17 protein-coding genes are annotated in these 18,869 nt (G+C 72.9%); 11 read left to right on the top strand and 6 right to left on the bottom strand.

Features of this window, described 5'->3' with window-relative positions; all coding sequences use genetic code 11:
* Positions 1–2: 2 nt before the first annotated feature.
* Entirely contained in the window at positions 3–3,554 is a 3,552-nt protein-coding gene (nifJ, locus tag AC162C_RS14045) for a pyruvate:ferredoxin (flavodoxin) oxidoreductase (protein WP_484098078.1), read from the bottom strand.
* Positions 3,555–3,695: 141 nt separating this feature from the next.
* Between nifJ and AC162C_RS14040 the strand changes: the two genes are divergently transcribed.
* Positions 3,696–4,055 (top strand): cupin domain-containing protein, encoded by a 360-nt coding sequence (locus tag AC162C_RS14040; RefSeq protein WP_484098077.1) that lies wholly within the window; start codon positions 3,696–3,698, stop codon positions 4,053–4,055.
* Positions 4,056–4,110: 55 nt separating this feature from the next.
* Here the strand turns inward: AC162C_RS14040 and moaA are convergent, their stop codons facing one another.
* The gene (gene moaA / locus AC162C_RS14035) at positions 4,111–5,112 is read right to left on the bottom strand and encodes a GTP 3',8-cyclase MoaA (protein ID WP_484098076.1); all 1,002 of its coding nucleotides are present in this window, start codon (positions 5,110–5,112) and stop codon (positions 4,111–4,113) included.
* A gap of 160 nt (positions 5,113–5,272) precedes the next feature.
* Between moaA and AC162C_RS14030 the strand changes: the two genes are divergently transcribed.
* The 7 genes from AC162C_RS14030 (at position 5,273) to AC162C_RS14000 (ending at position 13,593) form a co-directional block, all read left to right on the top strand.
* Complete coding sequence (locus tag AC162C_RS14030; protein ID WP_462972565.1) at positions 5,273–6,160, top strand: DMT family transporter; 888 nt, start codon at positions 5,273–5,275, stop codon at positions 6,158–6,160.
* Positions 6,160–7,005, top strand: a complete 846-nt coding sequence (locus tag AC162C_RS14025) for a DMT family transporter (RefSeq protein ID WP_484098075.1) — start codon at positions 6,160–6,162, stop codon at positions 7,003–7,005. The genes AC162C_RS14030 and AC162C_RS14025 overlap by 1 nt, the downstream gene beginning before the upstream one ends.
* Before the next feature lie 119 nt (positions 7,006–7,124).
* Positions 7,125–9,044: a molecular chaperone DnaK gene (gene dnaK, locus AC162C_RS14020; RefSeq protein WP_484098074.1), complete on the top strand. Its 1,920-nt coding sequence runs from the start codon at positions 7,125–7,127 to the stop codon at positions 9,042–9,044.
* A complete protein-coding gene (locus AC162C_RS14015) occupies positions 9,041–9,580 on the top strand; it encodes a nucleotide exchange factor GrpE (protein WP_484098073.1) in 540 nt (179 codons plus the stop codon). Before dnaK ends, AC162C_RS14015 begins: the two co-directional genes overlap by 4 nt.
* Before the next feature lie 5 nt (positions 9,581–9,585).
* Positions 9,586–10,692, top strand: a complete 1,107-nt coding sequence (dnaJ, locus tag AC162C_RS14010; protein ID WP_484098072.1) for a molecular chaperone DnaJ — start codon at positions 9,586–9,588, stop codon at positions 10,690–10,692.
* Positions 10,689–11,057 (top strand): heat shock protein transcriptional repressor HspR, encoded by a 369-nt coding sequence (locus AC162C_RS14005; RefSeq protein ID WP_484098071.1) that lies wholly within the window; start codon positions 10,689–10,691, stop codon positions 11,055–11,057. The genes dnaJ and AC162C_RS14005 overlap by 4 nt, the downstream gene beginning before the upstream one ends.
* A gap of 49 nt (positions 11,058–11,106) precedes the next feature.
* On the top strand, positions 11,107–13,593 hold the full coding sequence (locus AC162C_RS14000) for an ATP-dependent Clp protease ATP-binding subunit (protein WP_484098070.1): 2,487 nt from the start codon (positions 11,107–11,109) through the stop codon (positions 13,591–13,593).
* A gap of 61 nt (positions 13,594–13,654) precedes the next feature.
* Here AC162C_RS14000 and AC162C_RS13995 read toward each other — a convergent pair whose 3' ends face one another.
* Together AC162C_RS13995 and AC162C_RS13990 are read right to left on the bottom strand one after the other, a co-directional pair.
* Positions 13,655–14,062 carry a VOC family protein gene (locus AC162C_RS13995; RefSeq protein ID WP_484098069.1) on the bottom strand — a complete coding sequence of 136 codons (408 nt, stop codon included), beginning with the start codon at positions 14,060–14,062 and terminating at the stop codon, positions 13,655–13,657.
* A complete protein-coding gene (locus AC162C_RS13990; RefSeq protein WP_484098068.1) occupies positions 14,059–15,084 on the bottom strand; it encodes a zinc-binding dehydrogenase in 1,026 nt (341 codons plus the stop codon). The genes AC162C_RS13995 and AC162C_RS13990 overlap by 4 nt, the downstream gene beginning before the upstream one ends.
* A gap of 54 nt (positions 15,085–15,138) precedes the next feature.
* Here AC162C_RS13990 and AC162C_RS13985 point away from each other — a divergent pair, with 54 nt between their 5' ends.
* From AC162C_RS13985 to AC162C_RS13975, 3 genes are read left to right on the top strand one after another with little or no spacing between them, the layout of a single operon-like run.
* A complete protein-coding gene (locus tag AC162C_RS13985) occupies positions 15,139–15,687 on the top strand; it encodes a phosphorylase family protein (protein WP_484098067.1) in 549 nt (182 codons plus the stop codon).
* A 9-nt stretch (positions 15,688–15,696) separates the two neighbouring features.
* Positions 15,697–16,419 carry a hypothetical protein gene (locus AC162C_RS13980; RefSeq protein ID WP_484098066.1) on the top strand — a complete coding sequence of 241 codons (723 nt, stop codon included), beginning with the start codon at positions 15,697–15,699 and terminating at the stop codon, positions 16,417–16,419.
* Between the two features lie 36 nt (positions 16,420–16,455).
* A complete protein-coding gene (locus AC162C_RS13975; RefSeq protein WP_462972554.1) occupies positions 16,456–16,740 on the top strand; it encodes a GYD domain-containing protein in 285 nt (94 codons plus the stop codon).
* Between the two features lie 2 nt (positions 16,741–16,742).
* On the opposite strand, the gene AC162C_RS13970 is transcribed toward AC162C_RS13975, so the two are convergent.
* Together AC162C_RS13970 and AC162C_RS13965 are read right to left on the bottom strand one after the other, a co-directional pair.
* Positions 16,743–17,795: a hypothetical protein gene (locus tag AC162C_RS13970; RefSeq protein WP_484098065.1), complete on the bottom strand. Its 1,053-nt coding sequence runs from the start codon at positions 17,793–17,795 to the stop codon at positions 16,743–16,745.
* Between the two features lie 139 nt (positions 17,796–17,934).
* Positions 17,935–18,822, bottom strand: coding sequence for a pseudouridine-5'-phosphate glycosidase (locus AC162C_RS13965; RefSeq protein ID WP_484098064.1), 888 nt, complete (start codon positions 18,820–18,822; stop codon positions 17,935–17,937).
* Positions 18,823–18,869: the final 47 nt, after the last annotated feature.

The raw sequence follows: 18,869 nt of genomic DNA, 5'->3' as shown, positions 1-18,869 counted from the left end.
GCTCATCCCTCCTCCGGTTGCTCCGCCTGCACGGTCTCGTGCTCGACCTCTGCCAGCTGCTCGTACACGAGGCGCCGCTCGTCCACGTCACGCTGCGCCTCCATCCCGAGGCGCTCGTACTCCTCCGGTCGCGTCCGCCGAAGCATGGCAAAGCGGGCCTCCCGCTGCATGAAGTCGGCGACCGGCACCTTCGGTGCGCGCGAGTCGAGCGTGAACGGGTGCTCGCCGGCGCCTGCATGCCGGGGGTCGTAGCGCCAGAGCGGCCAGTAGCCGGAGTCGACGGCGAGCTTCTGCTGTCGCATCCCCTCGGCCATCTCGATGCCGTGCGCGATGCAGTGGCTGTACGCGATCACGAGCGACGGCCCGTTCCAGGCGTCGGCCTCGGCGAGCGCCTTCACGGTCTGGGGGTTGTCGGCCCCCAGGGCGATCTGCGCGACGTACACGTTGCCGTAGGCGGTGGCGATCTGCCCGAGGTCCTTCTTCCGCGTCTGCTTGCCCCCGGCTGCGTACTTCGCGACGGCGCCGCGCGGCGTCGCCTTCGAGGCCTGCCCGCCGGTGTTCGAGTACACCTCCGTGTCGAGCACGAGCACGTTGACGTCCGCTCCGGACGCGAGCACGTGGTCGAGCCCGCCGAAACCGATGTCGTAGGCCCACCCGTCGCCCCCGACGATCCACACCGTCGTGTGCACGAGAGCGTCGGCGAGCGCGAGCAGGCGGGCCGCCGCCGCGTCGTCGGAGCCGCGGAGGCGGTCCTTCAGCTCGGCGACGCGCTCGCGCTGACGGGCGACGCCGTCCTCTGTCGTCTGGTCGGCCTCGAGCAGCGCGGGGGCGAGGTCCGGGGCGACCTCCGCCACGAGCTGTCGCGCGGCTCGTCCCTTGTGATCGAGCGCGAGCCGCATGCCGAGCCCGAACTCGGCGTTGTCCTCGAAGAGGGAGGTCGACCACGCGGGCCCGCGTCCCGCGCGGTTCCTCGACCACGGCGTGGTCGGCAGGTTGCCCCCGTAGATCGACGAGCAGCCGGTCGCGTTGGCCACGAGCAGGCGATCCCCGAAGAGCTGTGTCAGCAGCTTGAGGTACGGCGTCTCGCCGCAGCCTTCGCAGGCGCCCGAGTACTCGAACAGCGGCTCGAGCATCTGCGAGCCCTTGACCGTCGCGACGTCGACCGTCGTGCGGTCGATCTCGGGGACCGTGAGGAAGAACTCGTAGCGCTCGCGCTCGCGGTCGAGGTGCTCGCCCTTCGGCTGCATGTTGATCGAGCGGTGCCCGACCTCCTCCTTGCGGTGGGCGGGGCAGGTGTCGACGCAGATCCTGCAGCCCGTGCAGTCGTCGGGCGCGACCTGGATCGTCATCCGCATGCCCGGTCGGTGCCGGTCGCGCCACTCCTTCGAGAGGAACCCCTCGGGCGCGCCGGCGAGCGCGTCGGGCGGGAAGACCTTCATCCGGATCGCCGCGTGCGGGCACACGAGTGCGCACTTGGCGCAGTCGATGCAGATCGACTCGTCCCAGATCGGGATCTCGAGGGCGATCGAGCGCTTCTCGAACCGCGCCGTGCCCGTGGGGAACGTGCCGTCGACGGGGAGCGCGCTCACCGGCAGGAGGTCGCCGTGGCCCGCGATCATCGCCGCCGTCACGCGCTGCACGAAGTCGGGTGCGGTGTCCGGGACGGGGGCGCGGAGCCGGAAGTCGGACGTGACCTCGGCGGGGACGTCGAGCGCACGGAGCCCGTCGAGCGCGCTGTCGACGGCGGCGACGTTCCGCGCCACGACCGCCTCGCCCCGCTTCCCGTAGGTCCGCTCGATCGCGGCCTTGATCGCGGCGATCGCGTGTTCCCGGGGGAGGACGTCCGCGAGCGCGAAGAAGCACGTCTGGAGCACCGTGTTCACGCGGCGGCCGAGCCCGGCTTCGCGCGCGACGCGCGTCGCGTCGACGACGAACACCCGGAGGCCCCGATCGACGATGTGCTGCTGCGCCTCGCGGGGTAGGCGGTCCCACGTTCCCCTCCGCCCGAACGGGCTGTTGAGCAGCACGGTCGCGCCGTCGTCGGCGATCTGGAGCACGTCCTGCGTCTCGAGCAGCCCGAAGTGGTGGCAGGCGACGAAGCTCGCCCGCTGCACGAGGTAGGTGGAGCGGATCGGCCGCGGCCCGAAGCGGAGGTGGGAGACCGTCGTCGAGCCCGACTTCTTCGAGTCGTAGACGAAGTAGCCCTGTGCGTGGAGGCCGGCCTCCTCGCCGATGATGCGGATCGAGTTGTGGTTCGCGCCGACCGTGCCGTCCGCTCCCAGCCCGAAGAACACCGCGCGGACGACATCGGCGGGCTCGGTCTGGAATGACCTGTCGACGTCGAGCGAGAGGCCCGTGACGTCGTCGGCGATCCCGACCGTGAACCGGGGGCGGGGTGCGTCCCGGTCGAGCTCGTCGAGGGCGGCCTTCGCCATCGCCGGCGTGAACTCCTTCGACGCCAGGCCGTAGCGCCCGCCGATCACCCGGGGCATCGGGCCGCCGGGTCGCGTCGCGAGTGCGGCGATGACGTCCTGGTGGAGGGGCTCGCCGAGAGCTCCCGGCTCCTTCGTGCGGTCGAGCACGGCGATCGCGGCCACCGTCGGCGGGAGGGCTGCGACGAGTGCCTCGGCGTCGAACGGACGGAAGAGACGCACCTTCACGAGGCCGACCTTCTCGCCCTGCTCTGCGAGCGCCTCGACGGCCTCCTCGGCCGCTCCGCACCCGGACCCCATGATCACGAGGACGCGCTCCGCCTCCGGGTGGCCGCTGTAGTCGAAGAGGCGGTACCGGCGGCCGGTGAGCTCGGCCAGGCGGTCGAGCTCGTGCTGCACCGTGCCCGCGAGCTCGTCGTAGAACGGATTCGCCGCCTCGCGCGCCTGGAAGAAGACGTCGGGGTTCTGGGCGGAGCCACGGAGCACCGGGTGCTCGGGGGACAGCGCCCGGGCACGGTGGGCCGCCACGAGCCGCTCGTCGACGAAGCCCCTGATCTCGGCGTCGCCGAGGGCGTCGATCGTGTTGAGCTCGTGCGAGGTCCGGAAGCCGTCGAAGAAGTGGAGGAACGGGACCCGGGACGAGAGTGTCGCCGCGTGCGCGACGAGCGCGAAGTCCTGCGCCTCCTGCGGTGACGAGGAGCACAGCATCGCCCATCCCGTCGTGCGCGCGGCCATCACGTCGGAGTGGTCGCCGAAGATCGAGAGCGCGTGGGTCGCCAGCGTTCGCGCGGCGACGTGGATCACCGCCGGCGTCAGCTCGCCGGCGATCTTGAACATGTTCGGCAGCATCAGGAGGAGGCCCTGCGACGCGGTGAACGTCGTCGCGAGCGCTCCCGCCTGCAACGCGCCGTGCACGGCGCCGGCCGCTCCCCCCTCGCTCTGCATCTCCACGATCCTGGGCACCGCCCCCCAGGCGTTCGGCCGGTCGGCCGCCGACCAGCCGTCCGCGAGCTCGCCCATCGGTGACGCCGGGGTGATCGGGTAGATCGCGATCACCTCGCTGAGCGCGTACGCCACGCGGGCGGCAGCCTCGTTGCCATCGACCGTGATCCGGGGGCCCACGTGGACAGGTTCCCGGCGCGCAGGTGCCCGGGCATCGGTGCGGGCGCCGATCCGCCTTCGGGGTTTCCCGCACGTGCGTGCGGGCCGTTCCCGTGTCACGATCGCGCCCACGGTGCTAGCGAGGAAGAGGAGGAGGCAGTGGTGAGCGGCTTCGCGATCGTGCACGACGAGGGCCTCGAACGCGCCTACGGGAAGTGGGTGCTGGTGCGGCGCTCGCTCGGGCTGCAGGCGTTCGGGATGAACATGGTCGACCTGCGGCCGGGGGACTCGATCCCCGAGCACGACGAGCTCGGCAGGTCGCAGGAGGAGGTCTTCTACGTGGTCTCCGGCGCGCCCACGCTCGTCGTCGACGGTGTCGACCATCCGCTGCGGGAAGGGTCGTTCGCCCGTCTCGACCCGGAGCGGACGCGGACGGTGCGGAACGACGGCGACGTCGTCGCGCGTGTGCTGATCGCGTCCGCGCCCACCACCTCGGGCTACGTGCCGATGGACTGGGCCTAGCGGCCCCCGGCCCCTCGGTGCGCCCCGGGTCGACGGCGCGTGCGGGGGGCGGCGCTCAGCCGCCGATGTACGACATCTCGACCTTCGGCAACGCGGCGGTCGCCTCGGTGCGTCGCTCCGAGTAGCGGTCGGTGCGGGCGGCCCAGACGGCGGCGATCGCCGACGCGAGCTCGCCGTCGCCCGTACCCGAGCGCAACAGCGCCCGGAGGTCGGTGCCGCCGACGGCGAACAGGCACGTGTAGAGCTTCCCCTCGGCCGACACCCGTGCGCGCGTGCACCCGCCGCAGAACGGCTGCGTGACGGAGGCGATGACCCCGATCTCGCCCGCGCCGTCCCGGTACCGCCACCGCCGTGCGACCTCGCCCGTGTACGCCGGCTCGACGGGCTCGAGCGGGAACACCTCGTCGATGCGACGGACGATCTCGGCGGCCGGCACGACGTCGTCGAGTCGCCAGCCGTTCGTGGCCCCGACGTCCATGTACTCGATGAACCGCATCGTGTGCCCCGACCCCCGGAAGTGGCGCGCCAGGTCGACGATCCCGCCGTCGTTCACGCCCCGCCTGACGACGGCGTTCACCTTCACGGGGAGCCCGGCGGCGGCCGCGTCGTCGATCCCCTCGAGGACACGTGCGACGGGGAAGTCGACGTCGTTCATCGCGCGGAAGGTGTCCTCGTCGAGCGAGTCGAGAGAGACGGTCACCCGATCGAGGCCGGCGTCCCGCAGCGCTGATGCCATCCGGGAGAGCAGCGCACCGTTCGTGGTGAGTGTCAGCTCGAGGCCGTCGATCCGTGCGAGCATGCCGACGAGCACCTCGATGTCGGCGCGCAGCAGGGGCTCACCCCCGGTGAGGCGGATCTTCCGGAGCCCGAACGTGACGAACGTTCGGGCGACGCGCTCGATCTCCTCGAAGGTGAGCAGCTCGCGCCGCGGCATGAACCGGTAGTCGCGCCCGAACACGCTCTTCGGCATGCAGTAGGTGCACCGGAAGTTGCAGCGGTCGGTGACCGAGATGCGCAGGTCGCGCACGGGGCGACCCAGGGTGTCGACCACGGTCATCCGCCGAGAGCGTAGCCCGACTGCCACGTCCTCGTGTCCAGCGGCGGGTTGCCGGCGTCCGCGGGCCGGCGTGCCCCGGGCGGCCCCGACCGCACCGGCCGGGCCGTCCACGATCGCGGCGGCAGATGCCTTCGGGCTCGTTCGGCAGTAGCCTGCGCCGGTGCATCTGCGCACGTCTGGGCCACTGTTCGCGCTCGTCGCCGTCACCGCCGTGTGGGGGGTCACGTTCGTCCAGGTCCAGGACGCGCTCGTCCTCTATCCGCTGTTCGCGTTCCTCGCCGTCCGCTTCGCGATCTCGACCGCCGTCCTCGCGCCGTTCGCGTGGCGTCCCCTCCGGGAGACGCCGCGGGCGGGCCTCCTCGCAGGGGCCGGGGTCGGGGTGTTGCTCGCCTCCGCCTACGCCCTCCAGACGGCCGGGCTCGAGCTGACGACGGTGGCGAGCACGGGCTTCATCACCGGGCTGTACGTCGTCTTCACCCCCCTCATCGCCCTCGCGTTGTTCCGCACCCGGGTGCCGCCGGCGCTGTGGGCCGGGATCGCGCTCGCCCTCGTCGGTCTCCTGCTCCTGAACGGCGTCCCGGGCGGCTCGACCGTGGGCAATGCCCTCGTGCTCGCCAACGCGCTGGTGCAGGCGCTCCAGATCGCCGCGATGGAGCGGTTCGCGCCCCGGTACGACCCGCGTGCGCTGACGTTCCTGCAGATGGCGACGTCGTTCGTCGGGTTCACGGTGATCGCGCTCGCCGTCGGTCAGCTCGAGGTGCCGAGGGGGATCACGGTCTGGGGCGCGCTCCTCGTCACTGGCGTGTTCGCGGGTGCGCTCGGCTACCTCGTCGCGACGTGGGTGCAGGCGCGCACGACCGCGGCGCGAGCTGCGCTCGTCTTCACCCTCGAGGCGCCGTTCGCGGCACTGTTCGGCGTCCTGCTGGCGGGCGAGGTGCTCGGCTGGCTCGGCGCCCTCGGCTGCGCCGTGATGCTCGCCGGCATCGTCCTTGCCGAGCCGTCGGCGGCGCGGGCGCTGCAACGCCTGGCGCCGCGTCGAGGGCGCTGATGGACGCCGTCCTGCTCGGCGCCGCTGCCGCCTTCCTCTTCGGAGCGATGACCGTCGCGCTCCGTCCGCCTCTGCGGCTCGGAGGCGCGGCCGAGTCGGGCGCGCTCCTCACGATCGTCCCGGCGCTCGGCGTGGTCGGCCTCGCGGCGGCGCTGCGCGGCGTCGCGGCGGTCGACGGGACCTGGCCCTTCCTGCTCGCCGGGCTCCTCTGGCCGGGCTGCATGACGCTGTTCCTGCTCGGCGTTCGTCACGCGGGCGCGTCGCGGACGTCCGTCGTCGCCGGCACCGCGCCGCTGTTCTCGACGGTGATCGCGCTGGTCTTCCTCGACGAGACGCTCGTCGCCGGCCTCGCCGCGGGCGCGGTGCTGATCGTCGTCGGGGGCGTGCTCCTCGTCGGGGAGCGCACGCGGCCCGAGTCGTTCCTCTGGATCGGCCTCGTCTTCGCGCTCGGGGCGACCCTCGCGTTCGCGACCCGGGACAACCTCGTGCGGTGGCTCTCGCTCGACACCGACGTCAGCCCGGAGCTCGCGGCCCTCGCGACGGTCGTCGGCGGCACGGCGACGATCCTCGCGTGGGTGATCGTCGCCCGCCGCCCGCTGGGCGTGCACAGGCTCCCCGCGTTCGTCCCCGCGGGTGTCCTCTTCGGCCTGTCGTACGTCTGCGTCTTCGAGGCCTACTACCGGGGGCCGGTGACGGTGGTGTCGCCGATGATCGCGACCGAGTCGCTGTGGGGCGTGGGGCTCGCCGCCCTCCTCCTCCGGCGACAGGAGCGCGTCGGGCCGCGTCTCGTCGCGGGGGCGGTGCTCGTGGTCGCCGGTGGCGTGCTGATCGGGCTCTCGCGCTGAGTGCCCGTCACGAGGAGGGCCGAGGCCTCGCTTGGTGATCTGCTACGATGCGACTCATATTTTCATGAGTCGCTTCGACTCAACCTGCCAGACCCCGGACGAGGAGACGACGACACATCATGGCGAAGACGATCGGAATCGACCTCGGCACCACGAACAGCTGCATGGCGGTGCTCGAGGGCGGCGAGCCGACCGTGATCCCGAACGCGGAGGGTGGGCGGACGACGCCGTCCGTCGTCGCGTTCACGAAGGACGGTCAGCGGCTCGTCGGGGCGCCCGCGCGGCGCCAGCAGGTGACGAACCCCCAGAACACGATCTTCTCGATCAAGCGCTTCATGGGGCGCAAGTGGGACGAGGTCTCCGAGGAGATGACGATCGTGCCCTACGAGGTCGTCGAGGGCGAGAACGGGGATGCGCGTGTGACGGCGGACGAGCGCGGGTTCGCGCCGCCGGAGATCAGCGCGATGATCCTGCAGAAGATCAAGACCGACGCCGAGGCGTATCTCGGCGAGTCGGTCACGGACGCCGTGATCACCGTCCCGGCCTACTTCAACAACGCGCAGCGGGAGGCGACGAAGGACGCGGGCCGGATCGCGGGCCTCAACGTCGTCCGCATCATCAACGAGCCGACCGCGGCCGCCCTCGCCTACGGCCTCGACAAGGAGGGCGCGGATCAGCTCCTGCTCGTGTTCGACCTCGGCGGCGGCACGTTCGACGTGTCGGTGCTGGAGCTCGGCGAGGGCGTCTTCGAGGTCAAGTCGACGAACGGCGACAACCACCTCGGCGGCGACAACTTCGACAAGGCGATCGTCGACTGGATGGTGGCCGAGTTCAAGCGCGAGCAGGGGATCGACCTCTCCGTCGACAAGATGGCGCTGCAGCGCCTGTACGAGGCCGCCGAGAAGGCGAAGATCGAGCTCTCCTCGGCGATGTCGACGCAGATCAACCTGCCGTTCATCACCGCGACCGCCGAGGGGCCGAAGCACCTCGACCTCCAGCTCACGCGGGCGAAGCTCAACGAGCTCGCGAGCTCGCTGCTCGAGCGCCTCGTCGGGCCGACGAAGCAGGCGCTCGCCGACGCCGAGCTGTCCGCGTCGGACATCGATCACGTGATCCTCGTCGGCGGCATGACCCGCATGCCCGCGGTCGTCGAGAGGGTGAAGGAGCTCGTCGGCAAGGAGCCGCACAAGGGCGTCAACCCCGACGAGGTGGTCGCGCTCGGCGCCGCGATCCAGGGCGGCGTGCTCAAGGGCGAGGTGAAGGACGTGCTCCTGCTCGACGTGACCCCGCTCTCGCTCGGCATCGAGACGAAGGGCGGCGTGTTCACGAAGCTGATCGAGCGGAACACGACGATCCCGAAGAAGGCGTCGGAGACGTTCACGACCGCCGAGGACAACCAGCCGTCGGTCGAGATCCACGTGCTCCAGGGCGAGTCGGAGATGGCCGCGTTCAACAAGACACTCGGCAAGTTCCAGCTCGTCGGCATCCCACCGGCCCCCCGCGGCATGCCGCAGGTGCAGGTCACGTTCGACATCGACGCGAACGGGATCATCCACGTCTCCGCGAAGGACATGGGGACGGGCAACGAGCAGCAGATCCGCATCGAGGGCGGCTCGGGCCTGTCCGAGGACGAGGTGCAGCGGATGGTCAAGGAGGCCGAGGGCCACGCCGAGGAGGCGCACGCCCTGCGCGAGCTCGCCGACGCCCGGAACGCGGCGGAGACGCTCGCGTACTCGACCGAGAAGACGCTCGCCGAGCACCGCGACAAGGTCGACGCCGAGCAGGCGCGCGTCGTCGACGCGGCGCTCGCGGAGCTCCACACCGCGATCGAGGGCACCGACGTGGCGGCGATCCGCGAGAAGACGAACGCCCTCCAGCAGGCGGCCCAGCCGCTCGCCCAGGCGATCTACGCGGAGGCGCAGGCCTCGGCGGCGCAGTCCTCGGACGGGAACGGCGGCGCGTCCGCCGGGTCGGAGGACGAGGTGATCGAGGACGCCGACTACGAGGTGATCGACGAGGACGAGGCGGCGAAGGCGTGACCGAGCCGGAGCTCACCGACGTCGTCGAGGGAGAAGCGCCGGAGTCGGGCGCCTCCCCCGACGCGGTCGCCGGCGACGCCGACGACGGGCTCGCCGCGCGGCTCGCCGAGGCGGAGGCGGCGCGCGACGAGTACCTGGCCGACCTGCAGCGGGTCGCGGCGGAGTTCGACAACTACCGGAAGCGCGTCGCGCGCGACCAGCAGGCGCTCGTCGCCCGGGCGAGCGCCAACCTCGTCGAGCGGCTCCTGCCGGTGCTCGACGATCTCGAGCGTGCGCTCGACGCCGCCGAGAGGCACGAGGAGGCGACGGTGCTCGACGGCGTGCGCATGACCCGCGACGCCCTCCAGGGCGTGCTCGCGGGGGAGGGGCTCGTGGAGATCGAGGCGGACGGCGCGTTCGACCCGCACGCGCACGAGGCGCTGATGACGACGCCGGCGGACGACGTCCCGAGCGGTGACGTCGTGGAGATCGTGCAGCGGGGGTTCCGGCTCGGGGACGTCGTGCTCCGGCCGGCGCGCGTGATCGTCGCGGAGTAGGCGTCGTGGCGACCCGGGCCAGGAACCCGTACGAGGTGCTCGGCGTCCCGAAGACGGCGAGCGCCGACGAGATCAAGAAGGCGTACCGGAAGCTCGCGCGCGAGAACCACCCGGATCGGAACCCGGGGGACGGCGCCGCCGAGGAGCGCTTCAAGGAGGTCCAGGACGCCTACGACCTCCTGTCCGACCCCCAGCGCCGCGAGCAGTACGACCGCTTCGGGGCGGCGGGGCCCGGCGCGTTCGCCGGTGACGGCTTCCAGGACGTCCGCTTCGAGAACGTCGACGTCGGCGACCTGTCCGACCTCTTCGGGGGCCTCGGCGGCTTCTTCGGCGGCCGCGGAGCACGTCAGGGCCGACCGCGTGCCCAGCGGGGCGCCGATCTCGAGACACGCGTGCGCGTCTCCTTCGACGACGCGCTCGGCGGCGTCGAGATCCGCGTCCCCGTCGAGACCGAGGCTCCGTGCGGCGCGTGCGGAGGGACCGGCGCCGAGCCGGGCACCGCGCCCCGCCAGTGCCCCGACTGCGGCGGCTCGGGCGTCGTCTCCGACAACCAGGGCCTGTTCGCCCTCTCCCACCCGTGTGCGCGGTGTCGCGGCAACGGGGTCGTCGTCGACACCCCCTGCGCGCGCTGCGCCGGCGCCGGGCACGAGCGGGTGACGAAGCGCTACCGCGTGAAGGTCCCCGCCGGCGCCCGCGACGGGACCCGGATCAGGCTGCGCGGCAAGGGCGAGCCGGGAGCCTACGGCGGGCCGCCCGGCGACCTCTGGGTGCGCGTCCAGGTCGAGTCGTCGCCGCTCTACGAGCGTCGCGGCGCCGACCTCGTGCTCGAGGTCCCGGTGACCTACGCCGAGGCGACGCTCGGCGCGACGGTGGAGATCCCGACCCCCGACGGCCCGGTCGCCCTGAAGGTCCCCGGCGGCACGCCGAGCGAGAAGCTGCTGCGCGTCAAGGGGCACGGAGCGCCGAAGCTGAAGGGCGGCGGCCGCGGCGACCTGCTCGCCCGCATCAAGGTGACCGTGCCCACGAAGCTGACGAAGGCGGAGCGCGAGGCGCTCGAGGCGTACGACAAGGCCTCGCGCGAGCGTCCGCGCGAGAAGGCGTTCGGCGCATGAGCGACGCGACGCCCAGGTACATGATCTCGGTGGCCGCGGAGCTCGTCGGGATGCACCCCCAGACGCTGCGCCTGTACGAGTCCAAGGGGCTCGTCCGGCCGGCACGGACGCCCGGCGGGACGCGCCTCTACTCGGACGCCGACGTCGAGCGGCTCCGGCTCGTGCAACGGCTGACGACCGAGCTCGGCCTGAACCACGCCGGAGTCGAGCACGTGCTCCGTCTCGAGGACGAGCTCCGCCGACTGCGCGGGCGCATGAACCGGCTCGAGCGCCAGCTGCGCGACGAGATCCGCGCCACCCATCGGCAGTACCGCCGCGAGATCGTGCTCTACCGGCCGCCGCAGCCGCCGGCACCGAGGGCCTGATCACCGCGCCGAGGCATCACACACCTTCGAGAGCGAGGAACCACAGCGGATGGACTTCACGAAGTTGACGATCAAGAGCGGGGAGGCGGTCGCGGGTGCGCAGGAGCTCGCCCGGAGGCTCGGGAACCCGGAGTTGACCTCCGACCACCTCGCCGTCGCGCTCCTCGAGCAGGAGCTGCCGCGGACGCTCGTGCAGCGAGCCGGAGCCGACCCCGCCTCGCTGCGCGCGGAGGCCGAGGCGCGGCTCCGGCAGCAGCCCTCCGTCTCGGGCGGCGGCGCCCAGCCGCAGGCGGGGCCGTCCTTTCGCCGCGCGCTCGACCGCGCCTTCGACGAGATGCGATCGCTCGACGACGAGTTCGTCTCCGTCGAGCACCTCGTGCTCGCGCTCGGGCTCGTCGACCGCGACGCGCTGCTCGCGGCGCTGAAGGACGTCCGCGGCGGGCAGCGGGTGACGAGCCAGGACCCCGAGGGCTCCTACCAGGCGCTCGAGAAGTACGGCCGCGACCTGACGGCGCTCGCCGAGCAGGGGAAGCTCGACCCGGTGATCGGTCGGGACGACGAGATCCGGCGTGTGATCCAGGTCCTCTCCCGGCGCACGAAGAACAACCCGGTGCTGATCGGCGAGCCCGGAGTCGGCAAGACCGCGATCGCCGAGGGCCTCGCACAGCGCATCGTCGCCGGCGACGTGCCGGAGGGCCTGAAGGGCAAGCGGGTGTGGGCGCTCGACGTGGGCGCGCTCGTCGCCGGCTCGAAGTACCGCGGCGAGTTCGAGGAGCGCCTGAAGGCCGTGCTCGCGGAGATCACCGCCTCCGAGGGCGAGATCGTGCTCTTCATCGACGAGCTGCACACGATCGTGGGCGCAGGGGCGGCCGAGGGCGCCGTCTCCGCGGGAAACCTGCTCAAGCCGATGCTGGCGCGGGGGGAGTTGCGCGCCGTGGGGGCGACGACCCTCGACGAGTACCGCACGCACATCGAGAAGGACGCGGCGCTCGAGCGGCGCTTCCAGCCGGTGCTCGTCGGCGAGCCGTCGGCCGCGGACACGATCGCGATCCTGCGCGGCCTCAAGGAGCGCTACGAGGCGCACCACGGCGTGCGCATCCGCGACGCGGCGCTCGTCGCCGCCGCGCTGCTCTCGGAGCGCTACATCTCCGACCGCTTCCTCCCCGACAAGGCGATCGATCTCGTGGACGAGGCGGCCAGTCGGCTGCGCATGGAGATCGACTCCTCGCCGGTCGAGCTGGACGAGGCCGAGCGCAGGGTGCGGCAGCTCGAGATCGAGCTGACGGCGATGGCCAAGGAGGCCGAGGCGGTGCGCGAGCCCGTGGAGCGCGAGCTCGCCGAGGCGAAGGCCCGTCGCGACGAGCTCGCCGCCCGCTGGGCGCAGGAGAAGGACGTGCTCGACCGCGTGAAGGAGATCACACGGCTGATCGACGAGCTGCGCATGGAGGCCGAGCGCGAGGAGCGCCTCGGGAACCTGCAGCGCGTGGCCGAGATCCGCTACGGGGAGCTGCCCGCGCTCGAGCAGGAGCTCGCGGAGCGCGGCGAGGCGGCCGCGGCGGCTGCGCCGATGGTCAAGGAGGAGGTCGACGAGGACGACGTCGCCTCGGTCGTCGCGAGCTGGACGGGGGTCCCGGTCGACCGGCTGCTCGAGGGCGAGGTGGAGAAGCTCGTGCACATGGAGGAGCGGCTGCACGGGCGCGTCGTCGGGCAGGACGCTGCGATCGACGCCGTCGCGAACGCGCTCCGGCGTGCGCGCTCCGGGCTGCAGGACCCGAACCGACCGATCGGCTCCTTCGTCTTCCTCGGCCCGACCGGCGTCGGCAAGACGGAGCTCGCCCGCGCGCTCGCCGAGTTCATGTTCGACGACGAGCGCGCGATGGTGCGGCTCGACATGTCGGAGTACATGGAGAAGCACACGGTGTCGCGGCTCGTCGGGGCGCCGCCCGGCTACGTCGGCTACGAGGAAGGGGGCCAGCTCACCGAGGCGGTGCGGCGGCGGCCGTACTGCGTGATCCTCCTCGACGAGATCGAGAAGGCCCACCCCGACGTCTTCAACGTCCTGCTGCAGCGGCTCGACGACGGCCGGCTGACCGACGGCCACGGCCGCACCGTCGACTTCCGCAACACCGTCGTGATCATGACCTCGAACATCCGCACCGCCGATGCGATGCTCGAGCACTTCCGCCCGGAGTTCGTGAACCGGGTGGACGAGATCGTCGTCTTCGAGAGCCTCACACGCGACCAGCTGGCGGAGATCGTCGAGCTGCAGCTCGAGCGGCTGCGCGAGCGGCTGGTGGAGCGGAAGCTGACGCTGGAGCTGACCGAGAACGCGAAGGAGCTCGTCGCCGAGGCGGGGTGGGACCCGCAGTTCGGGGCACGGCCGCTGAAGCGGGCGCTGCAGCGGCTGATCGAGAACCCGCTCGCACTCGAGCTGCTCGAGGGGCGCTACGGCGAGGGCGACGCGATCCGCGTGCACGCCGATCGCGGGGAGCTCGTGTTCGAGAGGGCCGAGACCGCGGCGACCACGGCCGCGTAGCGCCCCCGCCGGCGAGACGCACCGTCGGGCGGAGCGGTCGCCGGCGTGGACGAGCGCCGATCTACGGCGGCCAGAGCTCGTCGGCGGTCAGCTCGACGGAGTTCCCGGCGGGATCCCGCACGTAGAGCGAGTGACCGCCGCCCGCCCAGGCGACGATCTGCTCGACGGGGATCCCGTGCCGTTCGAGCGCGCGTTGCCACTCGTCGAGCGACCCCGCCGGGATGCGGAAGGCAACGTGCCCCGGGCCCCGGGAGCCGTGTGACGGGACGGCGCGGCCGGGCGCTCCGGAGCGGGCCGGGTCGAACACGAGCAGTACGCCGCCGTCGGGAAGGCGGAAGGCGGCGGACAGCTCGTCGGGGCCCTCGACGAGCCTGAGGCCGGGGACATCGGAGAAGAAGCGCGCCGCCGCGGGGACGTCGTCCGCATAGAGCACGGTCTCGTAGACGGCCGTGATCGCGCGCGCCGTCACGATGGCGGCCTGGGCGGCGTGTCGAGAGAGAGCACGATCTTGCCGAAGCGCTCCGGGTCGTCGAGGCGCCGCGCGCCGGCGGCGATCTCCGCGAGCGTGTACACGCTGTCCACGACCGGGCGCCACGACGCCGTCTCGACGTGTGCCAGCAGCGCGCGGTACTCGCGGGGGCTGCCCATCGTCGTCCCGAGCACGCGCCGCCACTGCCAGTACACGTCGGCGACCTCGACCGTCGCCCGGGTGCCCCCCGTGTCGCCGAAGGAGACGAGCGTTCCGCCCCGGCGGAGCGTGCGGAGCGCCCCGGCCCACGACGGGCCGCCATAGCTGTCGACCGCCGCGTCGAGCTCCCCGCCCGCGAGCTCGACGATCCGCTCCGGCCATGCCGGATCGCGATAGCTGCACCCGGCGGTCGCACCGAGCTCGAGCGCGCGCGCGAGCTTCGCGTCCGTCGACGTCGTGACGAACACCCGCGCGCCCAGCGCGACCGCGATCTGCACGGCGAACGTCGAGACACCACTGCCCGCGCCGGTGACGAGCATGGTCGCCCCGGGGCGTGCGCCGGCGCAGGTGACCACGGCGCGCCACGCGGTGAGGCCTGCGAGGCTCAACGCGGCGGCCTCCTCCCACGTGAGGCGGGCCGGCCGCGGCGCGACGTTCGTCGCCGGGACGACGACCTGCTCCGCGAACGTGCCGTCGAGCGGCACGCCGAGGATGTCGAACGCCTCGCCGGGCTCGTCCTCCCGCTCGCCCCAGCCGAGCGTCGCGTCGACCACGACCTCGTCGCCGACCGCGACGCCGTCGACCTCCTGGCCGACCGCGCTCACCACGCCGGCGCCGTCGGAGCCCATGGTGACGGGGAGCGTGCAGCTGTCCGGATCGGTCCAGATCCACCAGTCGCGTCGGTTGAGGGCGGCCGTGCGGAGCGCGACGACGACCTCCCCGGGCCCCGGGACGGGGTCGTCGACGTGCTCGAGCGCGAAGCCCGGCGGGTCGCCGAAGCGCACGAGACGGGCCGCGATCATCGCCCGCCGCCCGGCGCGGGCCGCGACACGCGGCCGCACGTAGGATCGATCGCCATGCGGGAGATTCTGATCGTCGCCGCCACCGAGCGGGAGCTGTGCGGCCGTGACGGTCTCGTCTGCGGCGTCGGGCCGGTCGACGCCGCCGCGGCCACGGCGCGCGCCCTCGTCGAGCGGCGTCCCGACGCCGTCCTCCACGTCGGCGTCGCCGGGGCGACCGGGATCGCCCCCGGGGCGCTCGTCGTCGGGTCCGAGGCGGTCTACGTCGACCTCCGCGCGGAGATCCCCGTCGTCGCGACGAGCCTCCCCGATCCCGCGTTGCTCGCCGACGTCCGCTCCGCCCTCCCCGATGCGCCGCTCGTCCCGATCCGGACGAGCGCGGCCGTCTCCGGGCCGTCGGCGCGCGGGCGCGGCGGCACCGCGGTCGAGGCGATGGAGGGCTTCGGCGTCCTGCGGGCGTGCGGGCTCGCGGGCGTCGCGGCGGTCGAGGTGCGGGCGATCTCGAATGCGCTCGGCGAGCCCGATCGGGCTCGCTGGGACGTCGACGGGGCGCTCGCCGCGCTCACCGGGGCACTACCCCGCGTCCTCGTGGCGCTCGCCCGGTAGCGTCCCGGCGTGCGCCGACCCCGGTATCCGAAGGCGGACGAGCCGCGCCCGCCTGCCCTCCCGCCGGCGACGCAGACCGTCGGCCAGCTCGTCGCGGAGACGCTCCGCTTCTACGGCAGCCGCTTCCTCGCGATGCTCCCGCTGGGCATCCCGCTGGCGGTCGCCGACGAGGTCGCTCTCGACCTCTCCGTGACCGGGCGCATCCTCGTGCTCGTCGCGGCCGCGCCGTTCTTCGCGATCACGTATGCGATCGCGTGCGCCACCGTCTTCGACGTCCGGCCGGTCATGCGCGCGTGGGTCGTCGCAGTCGCGGCCGGAACGCTCGCGTTCCTTCCCGCCGCCGCCTTCTTCCCCTGGTTCGCGCTCGTGTCCGTCGCGTGGCTGGCGATGGCCGGCCACGTCGTGCCCGCGTCGATCCGCGAAGGCGTCGGCTTCGTCGACGCGTTCCGCCGCTCGCGCGAGGTCGCTCGTGCCGACTACGTCCACGCCGTCGGCGGGCTCGCCGCGCTCGTGCTCGTGTTCGGGCTGACGCGGCTTCTCCTCGGGCTGCTCCTGCGCGAGCAGGCGGACAACACGATTCGCGTCTCGGTCTTCCTCGCCGACGTCGTGCTCGCGCCGATCCTCTTCCTCGGCGGGGCGCTGCTCTACCTGAACCTCGCCGCGCGCGTCGGCACCGATCGGGAGAGCCGTCGTCGGTCGCGGCGGACACCGTCGGAGAACGGGGCGCAGTAGTCTCTACCGACACCAGGAACCATCCGGGAGGCCAGCATGCCGCTGTACCTGATGCTCACGTCGCTCACGGAGAAGGGCGTCCAGACCATCAACTCCAACCCGGCGCGACTGCGAGAGGTGAACCACGACGTCGAGGAGCTCGGTGCGAAGGTGCTGCACCAGTGGGCATCGATCGGGGAGTACGACTTCGTGAACATCGTCGAGGCGCCGGACGACCTCACGCTCGCGAAGCTCTCGGTGCGTCTGAGCGCGCGGGGGAGCGTGAAGATCGAGTCGTTGCCGCTCGTCTCCGTCGACGAGCTGCTCCGGTCGCTCGAGTAGACCTAGGCCGTGAGCCGGAAGCCGGCCGGCTCGGGGTCGACCACGAGCGGGCTCGACGGGAGCCCCGGTGCGGCCTCGGCGGCGTTGAAGCCGCCCGGCGCGACGTCGTTCGGCGTATCCGGGTGGAAGAGCGCGGCGAGCAGCTGGATCTGGCCGCGCCCGACGCCGAGCTCGAACTGTCCGCCGCCGTACGCGCCGATGCCCCGCGCCGCGCAGTGGTCGTACGCGGCGAAGAGGCGCTCGATCGACCCGAACCGCGACGGCTTGACGTTGACCGTGCGGGGCGGCCAGCGCAGGGCCTCGATGTCCGCCACGGAGTGGATCGGCGCGTCCCACGTCACACGGTCGGCGACGGGCTCGAGGAGCGCCTCCGTCTCCGGGGTGAGCGCGGGATCCTCGATCCACGCATCGGGAAACGCCTCGATCACCCGTCGGTAGAGCCCGGGGTCGGGGGGGTTGTCGACAACCGTGCCCGAGTACTGGCCCTTGAGGTCGATCGAGTCCACGCAGCGCAGGGTGCGGAGCTCGGCGAAGATCTCGTCCGTCCAGTCGGGGCGCGCGTCGAGCTTGAAGCGCAGGTCCGGGTAGAGCTCGAGGAAGCCCCGCAGACGCGTGGTCGTCGGCGGCTCGCCGAGGCCGCCGGAGGCGACGAACGTGACGGGCTGCGGCTCGCGCCCGACGACGTCGCCGAGGGGCCGCCCGGCCTGCCGGAGCGCGAGATCGAGCGCCGCGCTCTCGAACGCCCACCGTCGGTAGTCGACGTAGGCGTGGCGCTCGGGCTCGGTGTCGAAGAGGGACAGCGTGGCAAGGAGCTGCGAGAACGTGTCGATCGTCCACGATCCGGCGAGGGGCAGCACGGGCCCGCGCGCCTGCTGTGCCTCCTGGAGCTCGCCGTCGTACGTCACGTCCTCGCCGAGCCCCTCCTCGCCCTGTCCGACGAGGCGGACGACGGTCGTCCTCCGCGTGAAGTCGGGGCGCACGACCTGCTCGAGGCCGGCGAGCTCGTAGCGCTCGACGACGAGCGGGAGGTCGCGGACGTGGTCGTAGAGGCTCACGGCCCCGTTCCTCCCGCAGAGCGCGGGTCTGCGAGAGCGGATCCGCGCTCGCGCCGATCCCCGAAGCGGCCGCTGCCGCGGCCGGCTGTCGACGCAGGAGCGGTCGAGGCGGAGCGAGGCGAGGTCGACAGCGGACGGTTCACGACGCCGCGTACGCTACCGCGACCTCGGCGGCGAGCCGCGCGTTCGCCACGATCAGAGCGCGGTTCGCCCGCAGGGTCTCCCCGCCGGAGCGCTCGTGGAGCGTCGCGAGCACGAACGGCGTCACCGCCTGCCCGGTGATCCCCTCGGCCGCAGCCTCCTGCACCGCCTCCGCGATCAGCGGCTCCACGTCGAGGCTCTCGTCGGGGGGGCGGCCGACGAGGACGCCGCCGCCGCCGAGCGCCCAGTGCGCGGCAGCGACCCGGGCGACCTCCTCGGCGCTCTCGATCCGCGCCGACACCGGTGGCCCGCCCCGGGAGGCGTAGAAGAGCGGGAGCGTGTCCGTGCGCCACCCGAGCACCGGGACACCGAGCGTCTCCAGGAGCTCGGCGGTCGCCGCGACGTCGAGCAACGACTTCACGCCCGACGAGACGACGACCGCCGGTGCGCGTGCGAGGGCGGCGAGGTCGGCCGACACGTCGGGCGGGCTCGGGAAGCCACGGTGGACGCCGCCCAGCCCGCCCGTGCCCATGAAGCGGATGCCGACGGTCTCCGCGACGGCGAGCGTGCCGCCGACGGTCGTCGCTCCGACCGCGCCCTGCACGGCGCACGCGGCGAGGTCGCGTGGGCCGAGCTTGCGGGCGTCCGCAGTGAACCGCTCGAGCTCGGACGGGGCGAGCCCGACGTGGATCCGTCCGTCGAGGACGCCGATGGTCGCGGGGACGGCACCCGCCTCACGCACCGCCGCCTCGCTCGCGAGCCCGACGTCTGCACCGTCGGGCTGCGGGAAGCCGTGTGCGACCAGCGTCGTCTCGAGCGCCACGACGGCGCGGCGCTCCTCGAGCGCCGTGGCGACGGGCTCGGAGACGTGCAGCAGGCCGTCCACGGAGCGAGCGTACCGGTGTCACCGCGTCGGCCGGGTGCGCGTCGGCG

Source organism: Gaiella sp., assembly GCF_057140465.1.
This window is presented reverse-complemented; position numbering and strand designations above follow the sequence as displayed.

Bases quoted from the DNA above. Each gene is read 5' to 3' on its own strand.
- AC162C_RS14000 (WP_484098070.1), top strand. From the start codon at position 11,107: ATGGACTTCACGAAGTTGACGATCAAGAGCGGGGAGGCGGTCGCGGGT.
- AC162C_RS13975 (WP_462972554.1), top strand. From the start codon at position 16,456: ATGCCGCTGTACCTGATGCTCACGTCGCTCACGGAGAAGGGCGTCCAG.
- AC162C_RS13985 (WP_484098067.1), top strand. From the start codon at position 15,139: ATGCGGGAGATTCTGATCGTCGCCGCCACCGAGCGGGAGCTGTGCGGC.
- AC162C_RS14025 (WP_484098075.1), top strand. From the start codon at position 6,160: ATGGACGCCGTCCTGCTCGGCGCCGCTGCCGCCTTCCTCTTCGGAGCG.
- AC162C_RS14005 (WP_484098071.1), top strand. From the start codon at position 10,689: ATGAGCGACGCGACGCCCAGGTACATGATCTCGGTGGCCGCGGAGCTC.
- moaA (WP_484098076.1), bottom strand. From the start codon at position 5,112: ATGACCGTGGTCGACACCCTGGGTCGCCCCGTGCGCGACCTGCGCATC.
- dnaK (WP_484098074.1), top strand. From the start codon at position 7,125: ATGGCGAAGACGATCGGAATCGACCTCGGCACCACGAACAGCTGCATG.
- AC162C_RS13990 (WP_484098068.1), bottom strand. From the start codon at position 15,084: ATGATCGCGGCCCGTCTCGTGCGCTTCGGCGACCCGCCGGGCTTCGCG.